The sequence below is a fragment of the Flavobacterium solisilvae genome, assembly GCF_012911605.1.
In the GTDB taxonomy this organism is placed as follows: Bacteria; Bacteroidota; Bacteroidia; order Flavobacteriales; family Flavobacteriaceae; genus Flavobacterium; species Flavobacterium solisilvae.
In genome coordinates this window covers 124519-145734 of the sequence record NZ_JAAMPT010000208.1, presented here as the reverse complement: position 1 = coordinate 145734, position 21216 = coordinate 124519, and the positions used below count along the sequence as shown (strand labels likewise).

22 protein-coding genes are annotated in these 21216 nt (G+C 31.7%); 17 read left to right on the top strand and 5 right to left on the bottom strand.

The genetic code is table 11. The annotated features are described in order from the left end of the window. Window positions 1-21 precede the first annotated feature (21 nt). The 5 genes from G6042_RS10995 to G6042_RS10975 are packed head-to-tail and all read left to right on the top strand — an operon-like array spanning window position 22 to window position 5537. Window positions 22-1131, top strand: coding sequence for a DUF1972 domain-containing protein (locus tag G6042_RS10995; protein ID WP_169524484.1), 1110 nt, complete (start codon window positions 22-24; stop codon window positions 1129-1131). Continuing rightward, a complete protein-coding gene (locus G6042_RS10990) occupies window positions 1070-2419 on the top strand; it encodes an O-antigen ligase family protein (RefSeq protein ID WP_169524483.1) in 1350 nt (449 codons plus the stop codon). The genes G6042_RS10995 and G6042_RS10990 overlap by 62 nt, the downstream gene beginning before the upstream one ends. An 8-nt stretch (window positions 2420-2427) precedes the next feature. Continuing rightward, the gene (locus G6042_RS10985; RefSeq protein WP_169524482.1) at window positions 2428-3411 is read left to right on the top strand and encodes a UDP-glucuronic acid decarboxylase family protein; all 984 of its coding nucleotides are present in this window, start codon (window positions 2428-2430) and stop codon (window positions 3409-3411) included. A 6-nt stretch (window positions 3412-3417) separates the two neighbouring features. Beyond that, complete coding sequence (locus tag G6042_RS10980) at window positions 3418-4785, top strand: undecaprenyl-phosphate glucose phosphotransferase (protein ID WP_169524481.1); 1368 nt, start codon at window positions 3418-3420, stop codon at window positions 4783-4785. Then, complete coding sequence (locus G6042_RS10975; RefSeq protein WP_169524480.1) at window positions 4785-5537, top strand: glycosyltransferase family 2 protein; 753 nt, start codon at window positions 4785-4787, stop codon at window positions 5535-5537. The genes G6042_RS10980 and G6042_RS10975 overlap by 1 nt, the downstream gene beginning before the upstream one ends. On the opposite strand, the gene G6042_RS10970 is transcribed toward G6042_RS10975, so the two are convergent. Further along, a complete protein-coding gene (locus tag G6042_RS10970) occupies window positions 5534-6844 on the bottom strand; it encodes a phenylacetate--CoA ligase family protein (RefSeq protein WP_169524479.1) in 1311 nt (436 codons plus the stop codon). The genes G6042_RS10975 and G6042_RS10970 overlap by 4 nt on opposite strands. A gap of 116 nt (window positions 6845-6960) precedes the next feature. Here G6042_RS10970 and purD point away from each other — a divergent pair, with 116 nt between their 5' ends. After that, complete coding sequence (purD, locus tag G6042_RS10965; protein ID WP_169524478.1) at window positions 6961-8232, top strand: phosphoribosylamine--glycine ligase; 1272 nt, start codon at window positions 6961-6963, stop codon at window positions 8230-8232. 44 nt (window positions 8233-8276) lie between these two features. Here purD and G6042_RS10960 read toward each other — a convergent pair whose 3' ends face one another. After that, window positions 8277-8507 carry a DUF6341 family protein gene (locus G6042_RS10960; protein WP_169524477.1) on the bottom strand — a complete coding sequence of 77 codons (231 nt, stop codon included), beginning with the start codon at window positions 8505-8507 and terminating at the stop codon, window positions 8277-8279. A 45-nt stretch (window positions 8508-8552) separates the two neighbouring features. Here G6042_RS10960 and G6042_RS10955 point away from each other — a divergent pair, with 45 nt between their 5' ends. Then, a complete protein-coding gene (locus G6042_RS10955; protein WP_169524476.1) occupies window positions 8553-9482 on the top strand; it encodes a DUF6427 family protein in 930 nt (309 codons plus the stop codon). Here the strand turns inward: G6042_RS10955 and upp are convergent. Beyond that, a complete protein-coding gene (gene upp, locus G6042_RS10950) occupies window positions 9477-10130 on the bottom strand; it encodes a uracil phosphoribosyltransferase (RefSeq protein ID WP_169524475.1) in 654 nt (217 codons plus the stop codon). The two genes, G6042_RS10955 and upp, sit on opposite strands and share 6 nt — an antisense overlap. 78 nt (window positions 10131-10208) lie before the next feature. On the opposite strand from upp, the gene G6042_RS10945 reads away from it, so the two are divergent. Together G6042_RS10945 and G6042_RS10940 are read left to right on the top strand one after the other, a co-directional pair. Beyond that, window positions 10209-10814: a DUF4254 domain-containing protein gene (locus G6042_RS10945; RefSeq protein ID WP_169524474.1), complete on the top strand. Its 606-nt coding sequence runs from the start codon at window positions 10209-10211 to the stop codon at window positions 10812-10814. Between the two features lie 87 nt (window positions 10815-10901). After that, window positions 10902-11900, top strand: a complete 999-nt coding sequence (locus tag G6042_RS10940) for a glycosyltransferase family 9 protein (protein ID WP_169524728.1) — start codon at window positions 10902-10904, stop codon at window positions 11898-11900. Between the two features lie 118 nt (window positions 11901-12018). Here G6042_RS10940 and G6042_RS10935 read toward each other — a convergent pair whose 3' ends face one another. Both G6042_RS10935 and G6042_RS10930 read right to left on the bottom strand, forming a co-directional pair. Beyond that, complete coding sequence (locus G6042_RS10935) at window positions 12019-12327, bottom strand: hypothetical protein (RefSeq protein ID WP_169524473.1); 309 nt, start codon at window positions 12325-12327, stop codon at window positions 12019-12021. A 57-nt stretch (window positions 12328-12384) separates the two neighbouring features. Further along, window positions 12385-13434: a ferredoxin--NADP reductase gene (locus tag G6042_RS10930; RefSeq protein WP_169524472.1), complete on the bottom strand. Its 1050-nt coding sequence runs from the start codon at window positions 13432-13434 to the stop codon at window positions 12385-12387. A gap of 165 nt (window positions 13435-13599) precedes the next feature. On the opposite strand from G6042_RS10930, the gene G6042_RS10925 reads away from it, so the two are divergent. The 8 genes from G6042_RS10925 (at window position 13600) to G6042_RS10890 (ending at window position 21203) form a co-directional block, all read left to right on the top strand. Then, window positions 13600-13932: a PadR family transcriptional regulator gene (locus G6042_RS10925; protein ID WP_169524471.1), complete on the top strand. Its 333-nt coding sequence runs from the start codon at window positions 13600-13602 to the stop codon at window positions 13930-13932. 3 nt (window positions 13933-13935) lie between these two features. Continuing rightward, a complete protein-coding gene (locus G6042_RS10920) occupies window positions 13936-14562 on the top strand; it encodes a hypothetical protein (protein WP_169524470.1) in 627 nt (208 codons plus the stop codon). Further along, window positions 14559-15260, top strand: coding sequence for a hypothetical protein (locus G6042_RS10915; RefSeq protein ID WP_169524469.1), 702 nt, complete (start codon window positions 14559-14561; stop codon window positions 15258-15260). The genes G6042_RS10920 and G6042_RS10915 overlap by 4 nt, the downstream gene beginning before the upstream one ends. A gap of 143 nt (window positions 15261-15403) precedes the next feature. After that, window positions 15404-16870: a DUF5687 family protein gene (locus G6042_RS10910; RefSeq protein WP_169524468.1), complete on the top strand. Its 1467-nt coding sequence runs from the start codon at window positions 15404-15406 to the stop codon at window positions 16868-16870. A 39-nt stretch (window positions 16871-16909) separates the two neighbouring features. Beyond that, on the top strand, window positions 16910-17608 hold the full coding sequence (locus tag G6042_RS10905; protein ID WP_169524467.1) for an ABC transporter ATP-binding protein: 699 nt from the start codon (window positions 16910-16912) through the stop codon (window positions 17606-17608). A gap of 142 nt (window positions 17609-17750) precedes the next feature. Beyond that, window positions 17751-20603 carry a type IX secretion system periplasmic lipoprotein PorW/SprE gene (gene porW, locus G6042_RS10900; protein WP_235933285.1) on the top strand — a complete coding sequence of 951 codons (2853 nt, stop codon included), beginning with the start codon at window positions 17751-17753 and terminating at the stop codon, window positions 20601-20603. Continuing rightward, window positions 20603-21007, top strand: a complete 405-nt coding sequence (locus G6042_RS10895; RefSeq protein WP_169524465.1) for a bactofilin family protein — start codon at window positions 20603-20605, stop codon at window positions 21005-21007. Before porW ends, G6042_RS10895 begins: the two co-directional genes overlap by 1 nt. Continuing rightward, the gene (locus tag G6042_RS10890; RefSeq protein WP_169524464.1) at window positions 20976-21203 is read left to right on the top strand and encodes an AtpZ/AtpI family protein; all 228 of its coding nucleotides are present in this window, start codon (window positions 20976-20978) and stop codon (window positions 21201-21203) included. The genes G6042_RS10895 and G6042_RS10890 overlap by 32 nt, the downstream gene beginning before the upstream one ends. Window positions 21204-21216 lie beyond the last annotated feature (13 nt).

The window sequence follows — 21216 nt, the reverse complement described above, 5'->3', positions numbered from 1 at the left end:
CCGAAATGTAAAAAATTCTTGATGAAAATAGCTATACTCGGAACACGTGGCGTGCCCAATTATTACGGAGGATTTGAACAATTTGCTGAATTTTTTTCAGTTTATTTGGTTGAACAAGGTCACGAAGTATATTGCTATAATTCTCATGATCACCCGTTTCAAGAAAAAACATTTCATGGCGTAAATATTATCCATAAACACGATCCAGAATATAAATACGGTACGTTTGGTCAGTTTATTTATGATTACAATTGTATCATGGATTCTCGCAAAAGAAATTTTGATATCATACTTCAGTTAGGTTATACCAGTAATTCAATTTGGTGTTTTCTTTTGCCAAAAAAACCAATTATTATCACCAATATGGATGGTTTAGAGTGGAAACGTTCTAAATATTCGCGACCAGTTCAACAGTTTTTAAAATTTGCCGAAAGATTGGCAGCTATTAGCAGTGATTATTTAGTTTCAGATTCTATAGGAATTCAAAAATTCTTGAAAGAAAAATATAAGAAAGATTCGACCTATATTGCTTATGGTGCGCATCCGTTCGATAATCCTAATGAGCAAATTCTTCAGGAATATTATGTTGAAAAAGGAAAGTACAACATGATAATGGCACGTTTTGAACCCGAGAATAATTTGGATATGGTTCTAGAAGGTGTATCGATTAGCGATGATGAAACCACCATTTTAGTCATTGGAAAAAATCACACAAAATATGGCGAATACTTGAAGAAAAAGTATAAAGATTTTCCAAATATTCGTTTCATTGGCGCACTATACAATTTAGAACATCTGGATAATTTGAGATATTTTTCAAATTTATATTTTCATGGTCATTCGGTCGGAGGAACAAATCCATCATTACTAGAAGCAATGGCTTCAAAAGCATTTGTAATTGCTCATAACAACGATTTTAACAAAGGAATTTTAAAAGAAAACAGCTATTATTTTTCTAATCCTCAGGAAGTTAAAAATATTATCGAAACTATCAAAAAAAATGATAACTTGCATCTGGTTCAAGCCAACTTTAAAGCAATTGTAAATCAATTTAACTGGAGCAAAATTAATGGCGAATATTTACAACTTTTTGAAGAATGTTTTGCTAGACATAAAAAGTCAAACAAATAATAATATCCTTTTTTTATGGTCATTGTTGCTCTTAGTAACAATTCCGCTTCCATTTGCTGTTAACAATGTTGTTTTAGCAGTATTTTTACTTATCAGCATCCTAAAATTTAAGAAAGAAAATGTAAGTTTCAATCTGTTTTTGATTGTTCCAATTGTACTATTCTTCTGGATGGCTTTATCCTATTTTTGGAGTATTGACCAAGAAACTACGTTAAAAGCAATTCCAAAAGAAATAACATTATTATTAATCCCGATTGCTTTTGCGGTAAACAAAAAATTTACTTCAATTCAAACCGAAAAAATAAAGCAATATTATAGTTATTCGATGGTTATTTTGGCTGTTTTTTTCATGTTGAGAGCAACGATTAGATACTTCATAAATCAAGATTCAAGAGCATTTTTTTACCACGGCGAAGATTATGTTGATTATGGTTTAGTTCCAAAACTTTTAAATGCCATCCATGTATCGGTTTTTGCAGCCGTTGCTTTGTTTTATTTTGTTTCCAAAGAAGTTAAGACTAAATTTGAAACCGTTGCTGCCATTTTACTTTTTGCCTTTATAATTTTACTTTCGTCCAAAAATATAATCGTTGTAGTTTTACTGTTAGGATTATTGTATTTCTTTTATTTTTCAAAATCTTCTCAAAAGTTACGACTGAGAAACTTGATAGTTTTTGGATTAGTATTAGGCTTAATCGTTTCGTTTGGAAAAATTAAAAACCGATTTAAAGAAGAATTTCAAAGTAATACAGACAAAAGTATTAGTGCAGATGTAATTAGTAATGTTCCTCAAGGTGTTCATTACATAAGTTTAAAAGAAGCTTGGACAAACGAAACATTTTCACCAAATGATTATTTTCCAGGAACAGCTTTCAGAGTGTATCAATTTAGGATTTTCACTGAAATTATTTCTGAGAATAACGATTATTTATTAGGATTTGGATTAAATGCTTCCACCCAAAAAATTAAAGAAAAAGCAGTTCAATACAATTTATTTCTTGGAGATAATGAACATGAAGGTTATCAAGATAAGAATCTTCACAATCAATATATTCAAAATTTTTCCGATTTAGGAATTATAGGATTTGCATTATTGCTAATAATAGTACTGTTTAACATAAAAAATGCCATAAAAAATAAAGATTTTGTTCATTTTGCTTTTGCAATTCTAATGATAAGTTTATTTTTGACAGAATCATTTTTATGGCGACAAAGAGGTGTTGTGTTTTTTACACTTTTTTATTGTCTTTTCAATTCTAATGTGTTGAAAGACAATCCTAAAAATTAAAAAATTATATGAAAAGAATTTTAATTACAGGTGCAGCAGGTTTTCTTGGCTCACATTTGTGCGACCGTTTTATTGCCGAAGGTTATTTTGTTATCGGAATGGATAATTTAATAACAGGCGATTTAAAAAATATTGAACATCTTTTTAAAGATAAAAACTTCGAATTTTATCATCATGATGTAACAAAATTTGTTCACGTGCCAGGAAAATTAGATTATATTCTACATTTTGCTTCGCCAGCAAGTCCGATAGATTATTTGAAAATTCCTATTCAAACTCTAAAAGTAGGTTCACTTGGAACACATAATTTACTTGGATTAGCTCGAGTAAAAAAAGCTAGAATTCTTATCGCTTCAACTTCAGAAGTATATGGCGATCCATTAGTTCATCCACAAACCGAAGAATATTATGGAAACGTAAACACCATTGGTCCAAGAGGTGTTTATGATGAAGCCAAGCGTTTTCAAGAATCAATTACGATGGCATATCATACATTCCATGGTGTTGAAACCAGAATTGTTAGAATTTTCAACACGTATGGACCAAGAATGCGACTGAATGATGGTCGTGTAATTCCAGCATTTATTGGACAAGCACTTCGTGGAGAAGATTTAACCATTTTTGGAGATGGAAGTCAAACTCGTTCTTTTTGCTATGTTACAGATCAAGTAGAAGGAATTTTTAGACTTTTACATTCGGATTATATTTATCCAGTAAACATTGGAAATCCTGATGAAATCACCATCAAAGATTTTGCTGAAGAAATTATAAAGTTAACCGGAACCAATCAAAAAGTGGTGTATCATCCGTTACCAATCAACGATCCATTACAACGTCAACCTGATACTACTAAAGCCAAAGAAATATTAGGTTGGGAAGCCAAAGTAAATAGAGAAGAAGGAATGAAGTTAACTTATGAATATTTCAAATCACTTTCTTCGGAAGAATTGTTAAAAGAAGAACACAAAGATTTCAAAGGTTACATCCATTAAAAAAATATGGTTGCACAACAAACAGGAAGATATTCAAAATACATTAGACCAATCAATATTGTTTTTGATCTAATAGTTATTACGACTTTAAGTTTATATTTCTTCAGAGATTTAAACCTTCCGTTGTTGTATTACATTATTTATCAAACTATTACATGGGTTGTCATAGCATTGATAGTAAAATACTATGAAGTTTTTCGTTTTACAACACCTGTTGAAATCATCAGCAAATTAGTAAAACAATTTTGTCTTTTTTTACTCGTTGTTATCGCTTTTTTTCCATTTTCTAAAGAAACTATTTTCAGCGGAAAAGCCATAGCAATATTCATATCGGTAAGTTTTGTTGCCATTGTTGGGTTTAAATATTTTTGGTTTTTTTATCTAAAAAAATACCGAATAGTTACAGGAAGTAATTTTAGAAATGCTGTGATTATTGGTTATACAAGTGAATCCATACGATTAAAAGGAGTTTTAGAAAACAGAAAAGATTATGGATATCGTTTCTTTGGATATTTTTCGGATAAGAAACAAAATGAAGAAATAAAAGGTAGAATAGAAGACTTGAAGAACTTTGTAATAGAAAACAGTATTGACGAAATCTTTTGTTCATTAAATGAAATTTCGAATGAGAAATTAAAAGATTTGGTTGAATTTGCCGATGACAATAAAAAAGCAATAAAATTTATTCCAGATACCAAAGAGATTTTTTCTAAAAACCTAAAAATCAATTATTACGAACTTTTTCCGGTACTAACATTACAGAAAACAGAGCTTCACAATCCTTTGATTAAAGCTTTTAAAAGGACATTTGATATAATATTTTCTTTGATAGTCATTCTATTTTTACTTTCATGGTTAATTCCATTATTAGCTATTTTAATAAAGCTTGAATCAAAAGGACCAGTTTTTTTCAAACAAGGAAGACCAGGATTGGACGAAGAAGAATTTTTCTGTTATAAATTTCGTTCGATGCAAGTCAATCGTTTTACCGAAAAAGAAGCTTCCAAAAACGATCCGAGAGTTACCAAAATGGGTAAATTTATGCGAAAAACTAGTATTGATGAATTACCACAGTTTTTTAATGTACTTCTTGGTGATATGTCAGTCGTTGGTCCAAGACCGCATCTTTGGTCACAAAACAAAGCTTATGCCAGCAAAATCAAGAAATACATGGTTCGTCATTATGTAAAACCAGGAATTACAGGTTTAGCTCAAGTAAAAGGTTTTAGAGGTGAAATTGAAACAGAAGAAGACATGATTAACAGAATAAAATATGATGTTTTTTATATCGAAAATTGGTCAATAATTATGGATTTGAAAATTATTTTCCAAACAGTGATAAATATATTTAAAGGAGAAGAAAAGGCATATTAATGAATGCTTTAGTTTCCATAATTACACCATCGTTTAATTCCGCAAAATTTATTGCAGCAACCATTCAATCAGTACAAAATCAAACCTATCAAAACTGGGAAATGATTATCGTAGATGATGGTTCTTCTGATGAAACGGAGAATGTAGTTTTATCTATAATTGAAAAAGATAACCGAATTCAATTTCATAAATTAAATCAAAATTCTGGTCCAGCCGTTGCTCGAAATACTGGAATTGAAAAAGCTTCAGGCGATTATATGACGTTCATTGATGCTGATGATATTTGGTTCCCAACATTCATAGAAAACAATATTAAAACCATTCAAGAAACTGGAATTCCATTTGTGTTTTCGTCTTATAAAAGAGCAAATGAACAACTTGAATTTGTGTATTCTGATTTTGTTGTGCCCAATAAAGTTTCCTATACTGATATTTTAAAATCCAACTCAATAAGTTGTTTGACGGCTTTTTTGGATATAAACAAGTTAGGTAAAAAATACATGCCGTTAATAAGAAAGCGTCAAGATATGGGATTGTGGCTAAATTATTTAAAAGTTATCCCATTTGCTCACGGAATTCAAGAAACACAAGCAATTTACCGCATTAGAGAAAATTCACTTTCCAGAAAAAAATCCGATTTAATTAAATACCAATGGCAATTTTATAGAGAAGTTGAGAAACTAAATGTGTTTCAATCGGCTTACTACATGTTGCATTGGATGTATCGCGGTTTTATGAAATATAGAAATTAAAGTAATGATTGAAACTGTTTCAATTTTCCTCGTTTGGTTCTTTCCAAAAATTCCTTTCGGTTGTAGGTAAAATACAATCCAGGTTCTAAATATTTGGCAATAGCATTTTCAATTTCCTTAATTTGTTCCGAAGTTAATTCCTCAGAACTAACATAATCAATCTCAAAACTATCTAATTTGGTTTGACGAACAGTAAATTCTTTTACGTTACCATCGTCTTCAATAATGCTTTTGGTTACGTAGTAAAAAGTCAACCCAGGCGATTTTTTTCCGCTAGGTAAAAGTGCCACATCGCTGGTTCTTCCAATTAATTTTTTAAGAATTGGTTTTTTAGGTGTGCTTTTTTCATCCAAAATTCCCATATCGCCAATTTCATATCGAATGAATGGATGTGCTTTATTGTACAAGGAAGTAATCACTACTTTTCCTTCTTTTCCATACGGAACCGGTTGATTATTTTCGTCCAAAATTTCTACAAATAAAGTTTCAGAATTCATTTGCCATTCGTTATTTGGATTTTGAAAAGCAATTAAATCCAATTCTGAAGCGCCATATTCATTGACAACTGGAATTCCCAAATGTTTTTCCAGTAAAATTTTATCTTCTTCAAACAACATTTCGGAAGTTACCATACAAACTTTCAATGTTGGACAAACATCGGTTAAAATGATATTTCTGGCTTGCAAATATTTTCCAAAAAGCACAATCGAACTCGTATAGCCATTGATGTAATCAAACTTTTTGGTTTTAAAATGTTCCAAAACACCATCCAAAATAGTATCCGATAAATCAAAAATAGGGAAACGATATCTTTTACTCAAAAAATCCTTCAAACGCTCTTTTCTATACCCAATAAAATCCAAAGGAATACCATAAAATCGGGCTTGATACGACGAATTAAAATCAACACCATACCAACCAAAACGATGAATAATCGAAGCCCAAGTTATGGCATGCGCTTCTTTATCTTTAGCAAAAACAAACGGATCGCCACTTGAACCCGATGTTTTATTTACAAAAACTGATTTTTCAGGATAACCTTTTGAAAGCCTATCTTTTAAAGGTTTTTGTAAATTTTTTTTAGTAAGAATTGGTAATTCGTTCCAATTATCAAAAGTTTTTCCCCCAACTAAATTTTGATAAAAAGCATTGTTTTTCAAATGAAATTCCACAATTTCTCGCTTTTTAGTATCAAGATAATTAGGATAATCTGCCTCTGAAACTTGTAGAATTTTCTCAAAATCAGCTTGAGCTTTCGTAATAGGAAAACCGCTTAGTTTTAAAGAAATATGAAACAGATTGGTCATTAGTTGGATTTTATTCAAATGTAATAAATCTGAAAATAATCTTTCTTGTTTTCTTTTTTCTTTCTTACTAAGAAGTAGTATTTTTGCACCACAACATAACAACACAACACATCACAATGACAATTTTACTACTTGGTTCTGGCGGTCGCGAACACGCACTGGCTTGGAAAATGCTACAATCTTCAAAAACTTCAAAACTTTTTGTTGCACCTGGAAATGCTGGAACAGCTACAATTGCTACTAATGTTTCTTTAAATATTTTAGATTTTGAAGCCATAAAAGCATTTGTTTTACAAGAGAAAGTAGAAATGATTGTTGTTGGTTCCGAAGATCCATTGGTTCACGGAATTTATGATTTTTTCAAAAATGATGCTGAAATCACTCATATTCCGGTAATTGGTCCGTCAAAAGTTGGCGCACAATTAGAAGGAAGTAAAGAATTTGCCAAAGAATTTTTGGTAAAACACAACATTCCAACGGCTGCTTACGATAGTTTTACTGCAGAAACCGTTGAAAAAGGCTGTGATTTTTTGGAAACATTACAACCGCCATTTGTTTTAAAAGCTGACGGTTTAGCTGCTGGGAAAGGTGTTTTGATCATTCAAGATTTGGAAGAAGCGAAAACTGAATTACGAAATATGTTAGTTGGTGCTAAGTTTGGACAAGCAAGTTCAAAAGTAGTTATCGAAGAATTTTTAGACGGAATAGAATTGAGCTGTTTTGTTTTAACAGATGGAAAAAGTTATAAAATCCTTCCAACGGCCAAAGATTATAAACGAATTGGCGAAGGCGATACAGGTTTAAATACTGGTGGAATGGGAGCAGTTTCTCCAGTTCCGTTTGCCGATGCAGTTTTATTAGAAAAAATCGAAACCCGAATTGTAAAACCAACAATTGCTGGTTTGCAAAAAGACGGAATTGAATACAAAGGTTTTATTTTCATAGGATTAATCAATGTAAAAGGCGAACCAATGGTTATTGAATACAACGTTAGAATGGGCGATCCAGAAACGGAAGTGGTTATGCCGAGAGTAAAATCAGATTTAGTGGAATTATTTGAAGCAGTTGCTAATCAAAAATTGGATGAAGTTTCATTGGAAATTGATGAACGAAGCGCTACAACTATTATGGTAGTTTCTGGCGGATATCCTGAAGATTATGGAAAAGGATTTGAAATTTCGGGATTAGAAAATATTGAAGGTTCAATTGCTTTTCATGCCGGAACAAAACTTGAAAACGGAAAGGTTTTAACTAATGGCGGACGAGTTATCGCTGTGACTTCTTATGGAGATACTTTTCAAGAAGCCATAAAAAAATCTTATCAAAATATAGACAAGCTACATTTTGATAAGATGTATTTTAGAAAAGATATCGGTTTTGACCTTTAATTATAATTCAGAATTGACATTTCTAAATTCTAATTTCAGATTTCTTATTTTAAAAAAGAATGAGCCGTTGTATCTTGGTTTTCAGTTCCAGCTTCGTCAAAAATACGTAGTTGTTTGATCCAATAATACATATAATAACCACATATAGCTATTAATATCCAGCTAATAGAATTTGCTAACCACCAGTTGTCTAATTCAAGTGCACGTAACCAATCCAATGGTTTGAATAAAAAATCTACAAATAAAGACTGAATCGCTTCAAAAAATGCTTTCATTTTATAAAGTGTTATATTTACACCACAAATGTATAAAATATCATTATGATTACAACGTTTTTTAGAAAATCTACACCTATAAATTATGCATTTACGGTATTATTGCTGATTTTCTTTTTTACTTTCTTTCAATTTAATGCTTCGGTTAGTACTGTAAATAGCAATTCTATTTACGAAAAAGCATTGATTATTATAATGTTGCTAAGTTCGCTTTTCTTGGTCAATTTTATCGTAAAAAAGAATGGATTGACTAAAAATAGTAGTTATGCTATTTTATTTTTTATTCTGTATTTAGCTTTATTTCCCTCTATTTTTGGAAATTTGAAACTATTATTGGCAAATTTTTTTATAATTCTTGCTATCCGAAGAATGATTTCATTACAAACCTTAAAATCACCCAAAGAGAAAATATTCGACGCTTCGTTGTGGATTTTTATAGCAAGTTTGTTCCATTTTTGGTGTATTCTTTTTCTTTTTGTGATTTATGTTTCTATCATTTTTCACGTTTCGCGAGATTATAGAAATTGGTTGATACCGTTTATTGCCGTTGGAGCTGGAGCAATAATTTTTGTTTTATTTTCATTAATTTTTGATCAAAATTGGGTTGAACATCTCATCAAGCAAACCGAAATGAATTTTCAATGGGATTATTTTGTGAATAATTACAAGAAAATTGCGCTGACGCTTTTTGCTCTTTTTGGAATTTATTTTGTCTTTTCGATGATATTTACCGTTGGAAATAAACCGCTCGTGCTTCAAGCTTCTTATAAGAAAATGATAGTTAGTTTTTTTATTGGAATATTGGTTTTCCTTTTTTCACCAGAAAAAAGCAATACGATTTTAGTATTTACATTTTTACCTTTGGCAGTTTTATCAACCAATAATATTGAGTATTCGCAGAACAAAACCTATCAGGAAATTGTTTTGTTTACGGTAGCAATTATTACGATTTCAATTTACTTTTTCAACTTATAATTTGCTTCCATAAGCTAAATCACCAGCATCGCCAAGTCCAGGAATAATATAATTTTTTTCGTTGAGTTTGTCATCAAGTGCCGCAACCCAAAGATGACAATTTTTAGGAAGATTTTCTTCTAAATAAGCAATTCCTTCTGGCGCAGCAATCACTACAGCAATGTGAATTTCTTTTGGTTTTTGTTCCAAATGTAATTTGTGCAAAACAGCAACAATCGATTGACCTGTTGCTAACATTGGATCAATCAGAATTAGATTTTTTCCTTCAAACGATGGTGCAGCTTGATATTCGACTAAAATTTCAAATTTATCATCGTTGTCATAATGATGACGATAAGCAGAAACAAATCCGTTTTCAGCATCGTCAAAAAAATTCATAAAACCAGTATGCAAAGCTAATCCAGCACGAAGAATAGAACACAAAACTACAGGTTCGGCAACAGTTGTAGTATGTTTTATGCCAAGCGGAGTTTGCACATCGATTGCCTTATATTCCAAAGTTTTACTCAGTTCATACGCCATAATTTCGCCAATACGTTCGATGTTTTTTCTAAAACGCATGCTGTCTTTTTGTATAGAAACATCACGAATTTGTGCCAAAAAATGATTAAGAATACTGTTTTGTTCCGAAATATAATGGATGTGCATGATAAAGGTTTAAAGTTTCAGGTTTAAAGTTTCAAGTCAAATGTATAAAAAGTATATTTGCAAATAAAATTTATAGATATGTTTTCACAATTTGCCTTTCCAATTTTTGAACAAAGCATCAAAGAATATCACATTATTGATGATGTATATCAACCAACGATAAATCCTTATGAAAAAGGAAGTATTGAGTATCTTTTGTATGCCAAAAATTGGGTTGACACAGTGCAATGGCATTATGAAGACATCATTCGTGATCCACAAATTGATCCAGTTGCAGCTTTGGATTTAAAGCGAAAAATCGACGCTTCCAATCAGGTTCGTACTGATATGGTAGAATATATCGACAGTTATTTTCTTCAAAAATATGCTTCGGTTCAAGTAAAACCCAATGCTAAAATCAATACCGAAAGTCCAGCATGGGCAATTGATAGATTATCGATTTTAGCTTTGAAAATTTACCACATGAATGAAGAAGCAACTCGAGTTGATGCAACGGCTGAACACAGAGCAAAATGTCAGGAAAAATTAAACGTTTTGTTGGATCAAAAAAGCGATATGTTTACCTCAATCAATGATTTATTAACCGATATTGAAAACGGTGACAAGTTCATGAAAGTGTACAAACAAATGAAAATGTACAACGATGATGATTTGAATCCGGTGTTGTATCAGAATAAGAAGTAAGCTTCCTTGCCATTCCTTGGAATGACAAATTAATTTAATACTTTGCAAAAACCAATCCAACATATCGCAGTAATTCGTCTCTCAGCAATGGGCGATGTGGCGATGACCGTTCCGGTTATTCGCGCATTGGTTGAACAAAATTCGGATGTAAAAATCACAGTCGTTTCGCGACCGTTTTTCAAACCTTTTTTTGATGGAATCTCCAATGTAGATTTTTTTGCCGTTGATGTAAAAGAACGACACAAAGGTTTCTTTGGATTATTGAAATTATATTCCGATTTAAAAAAGCTAAATATCGATGCAGTTGCCGATTTGCACAACGTTTTGCGTTCCCAAATCATCCGAACATTGTTTTCATTGTCAGGAAAAAAAGTTGCCGCAACCGATAAAGGCAGAGCCGAAAAACGCGCCTTAACTCGTGCTGAAAACAAAGTTTTTCAACCTGTAAAAACAATGGTCGAAAGACATGTTGAAACGTTTAAAAAACTAGGTTTTTCTGTTGATTTATCTTTGCCAAGTTTCCCTGAAAAAGCTATTTTATCTGAAGAAATTTTAAGTGTTTCGGGCAAAAAAGATAATTTTAAATGGATTGGAATTGCACCGTTTGCTCAATATGAAAGCAAAGTATATCCTTTGGATTTAATGCAAAAAGTAGTTGATAATTTAGCATTGAAAAGCAACACTAAAATCTTCCTTTTTGGTGGTGGAAAAGAAGAAACTGAAAAACTAAACGCTTTATCAAAACAAAGAGAAAATATCGTTGTGGTTGCCGGAAAACTAAAATTCAATCAAGAATTACAACTGATTTCCAATCTCGATGTAATGCTTTCTATGGATAGCGGAAACGCACATATTGCTGCGATGCTTGGAACAAAAGTAATCACACTTTGGGGTGCAACACATCCGTTTGCTGGATTTGCACCATTCAATCAACCTTTGGAAAATTGTTTAACAGCCGATAGAAATCAATATCCGTTGTTACCAACTTCGGTTTATGGAAATAAAAAAGTGGAAGGTTACGAAGATGTAATGCGAAGTATTTCAGTGGAAAGTATTGTGGAAAAAATCAATACTGTTTTAAAATAATTTTTCACACAAATTTCACTAATTCACACAAATTTTTAATGGTTGATTATTACACAAATAATATGTTTTGTGAAATTTTCTAATTTGTGTTAATTCGTGAAATTTGTGTCTTTTTCAATTACAAATAAATTTTATTTATTCTACAAATCTCTAAAATATAACTTTTTAGATTGGAAATTGTGGCTTGATAATTTGGTGCTTCATAGCCAAAACGTTCGTGTTCCAACTGTTCTTTTTCGATAGCATTACAACCTTTAATGACTTCTTTAATCATGTCGAGCATAATGAGTTCTTTGCTTTTTTCTTTTTCAAATTTTAAGTCAACTAATTCGTCTTCCAATCGCTCGCAATAATCCAAAAGCTCCTGAACTTCGGGTTCATCCAAAAGATCAGGAGCTTTTTTAAATATCTCTAGCTTATTTTTCATTTAATAAAAGTAGTAAATGTTAGCTAATTACTAATCACTTTTTACTAATTACTAAATCTACACATCATCAAAATCCACATAAATTTCTGCCGATGTTGGATGCGCTTGACAGGTTAAAATCAAGCCTTCGGCAACTTCGCCATCGGTTAAAATGGAATTTTTTTTCATTTCGGCTGAACCGTTTGTAATTCGGGCTAAACACGAACTGCAAATTCCACCTTGGCAAGAATAAGGTGCATCAATTCCTTGTTTTAAAGCAGCTTCTAGAACCGTTTGTTTTTGCGACATCTCAAAAGTGGTTTCTTCATCATCAACCATAATGGTGATTTTGGTGTGACCAGATTGATTGCCAACGCTTGTATTTTCGGCAGTTGAAGTGGAAAACAATTCAAACTTAATATCTTTTTCGGCTACATTGTGTTCTTTTAAAACGGTTGAAACCAAATTAATCATTTCTTCTGGTCCGCATAAATAGAATTTATCAAACTCTTTTTCTTTGTGTTTGTTATTCAGAATGAAATTCACAGCCGATTTATCAATTCTTCCAAAAAGATCGCCACCATTTGATTTGCTGTAAACAAAATGTACAAACAAACGTCCAACATATTTCAATTGTAAATCGTGAAGTTCCTGATGAAAGATGGTTTCTTCGGGTGATTTATTACCATAAACTAAAACAAAAGTACTGTTTGGTTCGCTTTCTAAAACCGATTTTAAGATGGACATTACTGGTGTAATTCCGCTTCCGGCAACGAAACCTGCATAATTTTTTTGTTTATCAGCATTAGGTTCAAATGTAAATTTTCCTTCTGGTTGACCAACTTCAATAATGTCACCAACTTTTAAATTGTCGTTGGCAAATTTCGAAAAATGACCGTTTTGAACTGATTTAATAGCGATGCGAAGTTCACCACTATTTGGCGACGAACAAATCGAATAGGCACGACGAATTTCTTGTCCGTCAAGCGTCAGTTTTAAATTAATGTATTGACCAGCAATAAATTGGTAAGCCGATTTTAATTCGTTTGGAACTGTAAAAGCAACCGAAACCGCATTTGGTGTTTCGCGTTTTACGTCTTTAATATGAAGTTTATAAAAAGTTGACATGAATAATAATTTTTACAAAGGTAAGAATATCAGGTTCAATGGCAACCTCAAAAATCAACTTCAATATCAAAAAACAATAGCAATTTCAAATCAAAAATTAATACATAGAAATCTTATGTATATAAAAAACTTATGTATATTTGTTCCGATGTAAATCGATTTAGCATGAAGAATTCACAGTTATATAAAGGAAGTTTGACTACGATAGTAATGAAACTATTGGAAGAAAACGGCAGAATGTATGGTTATGAAATTACCCAAAAAGTAAAAGAAATAACCAAAGGCGAACTAAAAATCACCGAAGGTGCATTGTATCCAGCGTTGCATAAACTGGAAGCCGAAGGCGTTCTTGAAGTAGAAATTGAAAACGTAGACAATCGACTGCGTAAATATTATAAACTCACCGAAAAAGGAACTTCGGAAACCATAAATCGATTGGCAGAACTGGAAGAATTTATAAAAAACATGCAAAGTATTGTAAATCCTAAATTGACGTAAATTATGAAACTAAACAAAAACCAAATACAGTTTATTGACGGTTATCTACAACGCAATGATGTTATTTATGTTGATATTCGAGCTGAAATGATTGATCACATTGCCACTGCAGTTGAAGAAAAAATGAAAGTTGAAGATATTGACTTTCATGAAGCTTTTGTAAGTTATGTCAATTCAAATCGAAAGGAAATTTTCAGTATGAATAAAAAAACGTGGCAGAGTACATTATCAGAATTAAAAAATTATTTTCGTTTTTTTCTTAAACCGAAAAGTTTGTTTGCTGTTATATTGATTATCACGTTGTTTTTTATTTTTCGTGAAACAATGGTTTATGCTTATCTAAAAGAAGATTTGTGGTTTTGCTTTTTACTCATTTTTTTGAGTTATTCTGTTTTGAGTATGATTTATTTTTACGGGATTAAGAAAAAGAGATATTATTTTATAGAAAGAACAAACATTGTTTTATCAATTTTATATTGGATAAACCTATTTTTATTCAAACCGTTTGAAAAAGAAGAATATGTTTCAGATGTATTAGTAATTGTTTTCATGTGTCTGTTTGTGGTATATGTTCTTTATGCGTTAAATCAAATGAATAAATTTTTTAATTCTAAGTTGATTATTAAATGAAACTATCCGCCGAACAAATAGAAAGATTATACCAATTCACGCGTCAACATTACGTGGAATATTATGATTTACAAACCGAATTGGTTGATCATTTGGCCAATGCTATTGAAGAACAATGGCAACAAAATCCAAAATTATCTTTTGAAGAAGCTTTGCAAATTGAGTTCAAAAAATTTGGTGTTTTCGGGTTTATGGATGTGGTTGAACAAAGACAATCTGCCTTGAATAAAAAATACAACAAATTAGTTTTAAACGAATTAAAAACTTTTTTTTCGGTTCCAAAAATCATCGGAACAATTTCTGCCGTTGGAATTGTATTTTATTTGATGAAACAACTTCAAGGAGAATTTTGGGCAGTTCAATGTTTGTTTTTTGGTTTAATCATTTCCTACATTGTTGGAATGGTATTTTTGATGCGAAGAAATAAAAAGAGAAACAAGCAAAACGGTAAAAAATGGTTGTTGAAAGAAATCATTTTTGGCTACAGTTCTTCGGCTGGATTGATAAATTTACCGATACAATTTGCACTTCATTTAAAAGGCGAAAATTACCATGATGGATTGTTGCTACTGTTCAGTTTTCTGTTGATTGTCTTAGGTTTAACCGAATATATTATGCTGGTTTTAATTCCGTCAAAAGCCGAAAATTTTTTAAAAGAAACCTATCCTGAATATCAAATTTCAGTTGGGAGTTTATAGTTTGTAGTTCTTCCAACTTCCAACTTCTAACTTCTGACTTCTGACTTCTGACTTCTAACTTCTGACTTCCAACAATTTTTTACAGTATTTGTAACAAATTCCTATCTTTAGAAACTAACTTTTACAACCAAAAACAAAAATCTATGTTCAAACATTTTATTTGGCTCGAGTGGAAATCCTTTCTGCGTTCGGCATCATTCGGAACAAATCTAGCCATGAAAATCATCATGGGATTAGTTGCCGTGTATTTCTTAGCATGTTTTGCAATCATGGGAACAGCCGCTTTTTTTATCCTAAAAGATATGGGATTTGAACCATTGCAAACCGTGAATAAATTTATGATTTATTACTTTGCTATGGATTTAATGGTTCGTTATTTTCTGCAAAAAATGCCAGTAATGAACATTCGTCCATTGTTAACTTTACCCATTAAAAAAGGAACAATTGTGCATTTTTCGCTAGGAAAAACAGCTTTGTCTTTTTTCAATTGGACACATGCTTTGTTTTTTATTCCTTTTACAGTTGTTTTATTAGCAAAAGGCTATGGTTATCAAGCTATTTTGTGGAATATCGCCATGTTTGCTTTGGTGTATTTCAATAATTTTATCAATATTCTAATCAACAATAAAGATGCTGTTTTCTATAGTGTTTTGGCTGTTTTTGCCGGATTAGGATTGACACAATACTACAATATTTTTGACATTACAGCTTATACACAACCGTTTTTTCAAGGAATGTATGATACTAATTATTTATTCCTAATTCCGGTAATTTTGTTGGTTGCGGCGTATTATTTTTCGTTCCAATATTTCAAAAGTAACCTTAATTTGGACGAAGGTTTGGCTAAGAAAAGCGAAGTCGCTCAAACTGAAAATTATACTTGGCTAGAACAATTTGGAACATTAGGAACATTTTTGAAAAACGACATCCGATTATTACGACGAAACAAACGCTCAAAAACAACGTTGATTATGAGTGTGATGTTTATTTTCTATGGATTATTATTTTTCACAGGTTCAATCGAAGCCTATGACAATCCGGCGATGAAAGTATTTGCAGCCATATTTGTTTCGGGCGGATTTTTATTCACCTTCGGACAATTTATTCCAAGTTGGGATAGCGCTTATTATCAATTATTAATGAGCCAAAACATTCCTTACAAAGAGTATATCAAATCAAAATGGTGGTTGATGGTTATTGGAACGGTAATTTCTACGCTTTTAGCATCATTCTACATCTATTTTGGAGTTCACACGTATTTAATTGTTGTGGTTGCGGCTATTTTCAACATCGGAGTAAACTCACATTTGGTTATGCTTGGCGGAGCTTTTGTAAAAACACCAATCGATTTAACAACGAGCAAACAAGCTTTTGGAGACAAACAAGCATTTAATGTAAAAACAATGCTAATTGCTATTCCAAAAATGGTTTTACCAATGGCTTTATATGCAGCAGGTTATTATCTTTTTTCGCCAAATATTGGGTTGCTTTTTGTAGCATTGGCAGGAGTTATTGGGTTTATGTTTAGAAACTATATGTTTACTAAAATCGAAAAAATCTACAAATCCGAAAAATACGCAACCATTGCCGCATACAAACAAAAAAGCTAATATTTAGATATAAAGTTCATAATACAATATACAGAAATCATGATACAAGTACATAATCTTTCAAAAACATATAACAACGGAGTTAAAGTATTAAACGTTGAATCGCTAGAAATTCCAAAAGGACAAAGCTTTGGATTAGTAGGAAATAATGGTGCTGGAAAAACTACTTTTTTCAGTTTACTATTAGATTTAATTCAGCCAAGTACTGGACATATTATCAATAGCAATGTTCAAGTAAATACTAGCGAAGACTGGAAACCTTTCACGGCAGCTTTCATCGATGAAAGTTTCTTGATAGGTTATTTAACTGCCGAAGAATATTTTTATTTCATTGGCGAATTACGCAATCAAAACAAAGCCGATGTTGACGCACTTTTAGCCAAACACGAAGAGTTTTTTAATGGAGAAATCTTAAAAAGCAAAAAATACCTTCGTGATTTATCAAAAGGAAACATGAAAAAAGTTGGAATTATCGCTGCTTTAATTGGAAATCCAGAAGTTGTAATTCTTGACGAACCATTTGCAAATTTAGATCCAACAACCGTAAATCGTTTGAAAAAAATCATCAAAGAATTAGCTGATGACGCCAATACAACAGTTTTAGTTTCATCTCACGATTTAGTTCACACCGTTGAGGTTTGTAACAGAATTGTAGCTTTGAACAAAGGCGAAGTTGTAAAAGACATTCAAACATCTCCAGAAACATTAAAAGAATTAGAAGCGTTTTTTGCGGTGTAATTCTACTCATTTTTAAATAATTATAGCCGTATGTCATAAAAAACATACGGCTATTTTTTTGCCATATCAAAAAGAAACGTATTTTTACCCGTTAGTTATACTATTTATGACAAATTTACGTTATAAAACAAAACGTTTTGCTTTGAAAACCACTACTATTAAATACTTTATATTTTTAGGAACATTTGTTTTTTTGATAGCTTGTTCTACCAAAAAAAACACATTTCTTTCCCGAAATTCTCATGCGTTAAGCACCAAATACAATATTTTGTACAACGGAAATCTTGCGCTTGACAAAGGATTATTAGACTTAAAATCGAAATACCAAGACAATTTTTGGGAAATTCTTCCAGTAGAAAGAATGCAAATTTCGGAAGAACAATTGCAACCTAATGAAGCCAAAAATCCTGATTTTGAGAGAGCTGAAGAAAAAGCAACTAAAGCTATTCAAAAGCATTCCATGAATATTCAAGGTTCAGAGAAAAATCCACAAATGGATGAAGCGCATCTTTTATTAGGAAAATCAAGATATTACAGTCAGCGTTTTGTTCCGGCATTGGAAGCATTCAATTATGTTTTGTACAAATATCCAACGAGCGATAAAATCTATGAAGTAAAAATTTGGCGTGAAAAAACCAATATGCGATTGGATAATGATGCTTTGGCAGTAAATAATCTTCGCAAATTGTTGAAAGAAATTAAATTTAAAGACCAAATTTTTGCCGATGCTAATGCAACTTTGGCACAAGCTTTCATCAATTTAGAAGAAAAAGATAGCGCAGTTGCAAAGCTGAAATTAGCCAGAGATTTTACTAAATCTAAAGAAGAAGTTTCAAGATATCACTTTATTTTGGCACAACTTTATGAAAAAATGGGTTACAAAGACAGTGCTTTTGCTAGTTATCAAGAAGTTATTGATATGAATAGACAAGCAGCAAGACAATATGTAATTCATGCTCATATCAATCAAGCGAAACAAACGGCTATTCAAAAAGGTGACACGATTGCTTTTACAAAAAAATTCAACGATTTAATCGAAGACAGAGAAAACCGACCATATCTTGATGCGTTGTATCATCAAAAAGCAAAGTTTTATGAAGGTCAAGAAAATTTCAAAGAAGCAAAGAAAAATTATAATCTTTCGTTGAAAAAGAAAACCCGCGATCAATATTTAGTGGCATCCAATTATAGAAATTTGGCTACGATTTATTTTGATGATGCAAAATATGCAACGGCAGGAAAATATTACGATAGTACATTGGTGAATTTAAAACCAAGAACAAGAGAATTTAATGCCATAAAAAAGAAGCGTGAAAACTTGGAAGACGTTATTAAATATGAAGGAATTGCTCAAAAAAATGACAGTATAATTTCGTTGTATAAAATGCCAATGGCTGAAAAAACGGCCTATTTTGAAAAACACATTCTTAAACTAAAAGCTGAAGAAGAAAAACTTAAAAAAGAACAAGAAAAGCTTGAACGAATTAACCAAAATTCGCAAGTTGGAAACGAAGGAAAACTGGAAGCCAATAGCGCAATCAAAACGCCAACAGTTGCAAAAACTGGTACATCAAGTTCTGGTGGAATGTTCTATTTTTATAATCCAACAACGGTTGCTTTTGGTAAAAAAGAATTTGGTAAAACGTGGGGAAAAATTAAGTTGACTGACAATTGGAAAACAGCAACTGGACAATCCAAAGACAAAAACAAAGGAAATGATGATGACGATGTAACCGAAAATAATGAGGAAAATCAAACACCCGAAACCAAAGAAGACGATAAAAACAGTCCTTACAATCCAGAGTTTTACATTGCGCAATTGCCAACCGATAAAACCGTTATTGATAGTTTAGCCAAAGAAAGAAATTTTGCGTACTATCAACTTGGAGTTATTTATAAAGAAAAATTCAAAGAGTATGAATTGGCAGTTGATAAACTAGAAAAACTGTTAAAAAATCAACCCGAAGAACGATTGGTTTTACCATCAATGTATAATTTGTACAAGCTTTATGAAATTTTAGACAAAAATAAAGCAGCGCAAATGAAATCGCAGATTATTTCGCAATTTCCAGACTCGAGATATGCACAAATTTTGTTGAATCCAAACAGCGACATCGCTGAGTCAAGCGATTCGCCAAAAGTAGTTTATGAAGCATTGTTTAAAGACTATCAAAACGGTGAATTCAAAGCTGTTTTAACCAAAACCGAAACCGCAATCGATAGATTTACTGGCGATGAAATGGTGCCAAAATTTGAATTACTAAAAGCCAATATCATCGGAAAGCTAAAAGGTTTGACAGAATATCAACAAGCATTGAACTACGTTAGTTTAAATTATCCAAACAGCGAAGAAGGAAAAACTGCCGAAAAAATCATAAACGTAAGTATTCCAAAGCTTCAAACCTTAGAATTAGGAAAATATGAATCTACAAATTGGAAGATTTTATATGCTTCAAAAGATTTTGAAGATAAAAACACCAAACATATTTTGGAGAAAATCACTAAATTTATCAATGAAAGAAGTTTAGATAAATTGTCAGTATCCAAAGATATTTACACCATGACCGATAATTTTGTGGTGATTCATGGTATGAAATCAGAAGAATATGCCAAAGGAATTGCTTCGATATTAAAAGAGTTTAAGGAATACAAAATTCAAGATACACCGATTATTATTTCTACCGAAAATTATACAATTGTTCAAATCAAGAAAAACATTGACGATTATTTAGCGGGTAAATTATCGGACAATCCACAAAAACCAAATTGGGATGGAACTGTTGAAAAACCAGTTACGCCACAACAAGAAAAGCAAAACAACGAGCAACAGCAAGAACAACAACGCGATGTAAAAGCGGAAAGACAAACGATTCTTGAACAAAAGAAAAGAGAAAAACAAGAAAATATGAACCAAAAAATGGATAGAGAAAATCAAAACACTCTTGATTTACCGCCAGTTCCAGGAATGGTTCAACCAGCAAAAAGAGGAAAATAATGTTTGAAAAAAGTCCAAAATCATACACCGATTTATTGGGAAAAACCAATAGAATTGTAGAAGGAACAATCATTCAGGGAAATATAAATTCGCCTGCTGATTTTCGTTTGGACGGGCATTTGATTGGTAATTTTCAGTCAAAAGGCAAACTAGTTATCGGTCCAGCCGGAATGGTTAAAGGCGATGTAATTTGTAAAAACGCCGATATCGAAGGAATTTTTGAAGGAAAAATACAAGTGCTGGAAATTTTAAATGTAAAAGCAAAAGCACATATCAAAGGCGAAGTAATTTGCGGAAAACTTTCCGTTGAACCTGGAGCCGAATTTAGTGCTACTTGTGTCATGAAACCACAAGTAAAAAATCTTCCAAACGATGGACAATCAACAGAAGAAAAAGCAAGCTAACAAATGGTTGCAGTTGATTAATATTCCTATCCAAATGGGAATAATCATATTTCTGTTTGCCGCTTTAGGCGATTGGCTCGACGAAAAATATCCCAATAAAAACGATTGGCACGTCAAAATTTTAGTATTAGTTGGTGTTGCCATTGCTTTTTATAACATCAATCGCCAATTGAAGGAAATCAATAAAAACGAATAATTTCTCCCAATTC

Excerpts from the sequence above, each read along its gene's own strand:
- G6042_RS10940 (WP_169524728.1), top strand. The coding sequence starts at position 10,902 with ATGGGCGATGTGGCGATGACCGTTCCGGTTATTCGCGCATTGGTTGAA.
- G6042_RS10910 (WP_169524468.1), top strand. The coding sequence starts at position 15,404 with ATGTTCAAACATTTTATTTGGCTCGAGTGGAAATCCTTTCTGCGTTCG.
- G6042_RS10985 (WP_169524482.1), top strand. The coding sequence starts at position 2,428 with ATGAAAAGAATTTTAATTACAGGTGCAGCAGGTTTTCTTGGCTCACAT.
- G6042_RS10975 (WP_169524480.1), top strand. The coding sequence starts at position 4,785 with ATGAATGCTTTAGTTTCCATAATTACACCATCGTTTAATTCCGCAAAA.
- G6042_RS10955 (WP_169524476.1), top strand. The coding sequence starts at position 8,553 with ATGATTACAACGTTTTTTAGAAAATCTACACCTATAAATTATGCATTT.
- G6042_RS10990 (WP_169524483.1), top strand. The coding sequence starts at position 1,070 with ATGGCGAATATTTACAACTTTTTGAAGAATGTTTTGCTAGACATAAAA.
- G6042_RS10920 (WP_169524470.1), top strand. The coding sequence starts at position 13,936 with ATGAAACTAAACAAAAACCAAATACAGTTTATTGACGGTTATCTACAA.
- G6042_RS10960 (WP_169524477.1), bottom strand. The coding sequence starts at position 8,507 with ATGAAAGCATTTTTTGAAGCGATTCAGTCTTTATTTGTAGATTTTTTA.
- G6042_RS10935 (WP_169524473.1), bottom strand. The coding sequence starts at position 12,327 with ATGAAAAATAAGCTAGAGATATTTAAAAAAGCTCCTGATCTTTTGGAT.
- purD (WP_169524478.1), top strand. The coding sequence starts at position 6,961 with ATGACAATTTTACTACTTGGTTCTGGCGGTCGCGAACACGCACTGGCT.
- G6042_RS10970 (WP_169524479.1), bottom strand. The coding sequence starts at position 6,844 with ATGACCAATCTGTTTCATATTTCTTTAAAACTAAGCGGTTTTCCTATT.
- G6042_RS10895 (WP_169524465.1), top strand. The coding sequence starts at position 20,603 with ATGTTTGAAAAAAGTCCAAAATCATACACCGATTTATTGGGAAAAACC.
- G6042_RS10995 (WP_169524484.1), top strand. The coding sequence starts at position 22 with ATGAAAATAGCTATACTCGGAACACGTGGCGTGCCCAATTATTACGGA.
- G6042_RS10925 (WP_169524471.1), top strand. The coding sequence starts at position 13,600 with ATGAAGAATTCACAGTTATATAAAGGAAGTTTGACTACGATAGTAATG.
- G6042_RS10945 (WP_169524474.1), top strand. The coding sequence starts at position 10,209 with ATGTTTTCACAATTTGCCTTTCCAATTTTTGAACAAAGCATCAAAGAA.
- G6042_RS10930 (WP_169524472.1), bottom strand. The coding sequence starts at position 13,434 with ATGTCAACTTTTTATAAACTTCATATTAAAGACGTAAAACGCGAAACA.
- G6042_RS10905 (WP_169524467.1), top strand. The coding sequence starts at position 16,910 with ATGATACAAGTACATAATCTTTCAAAAACATATAACAACGGAGTTAAA.
- G6042_RS10980 (WP_169524481.1), top strand. The coding sequence starts at position 3,418 with ATGGTTGCACAACAAACAGGAAGATATTCAAAATACATTAGACCAATC.
- upp (WP_169524475.1), bottom strand. The coding sequence starts at position 10,130 with ATGCACATCCATTATATTTCGGAACAAAACAGTATTCTTAATCATTTT.
- G6042_RS10915 (WP_169524469.1), top strand. The coding sequence starts at position 14,559 with ATGAAACTATCCGCCGAACAAATAGAAAGATTATACCAATTCACGCGT.
- G6042_RS10890 (WP_169524464.1), top strand. The coding sequence starts at position 20,976 with ATGGACAATCAACAGAAGAAAAAGCAAGCTAACAAATGGTTGCAGTTG.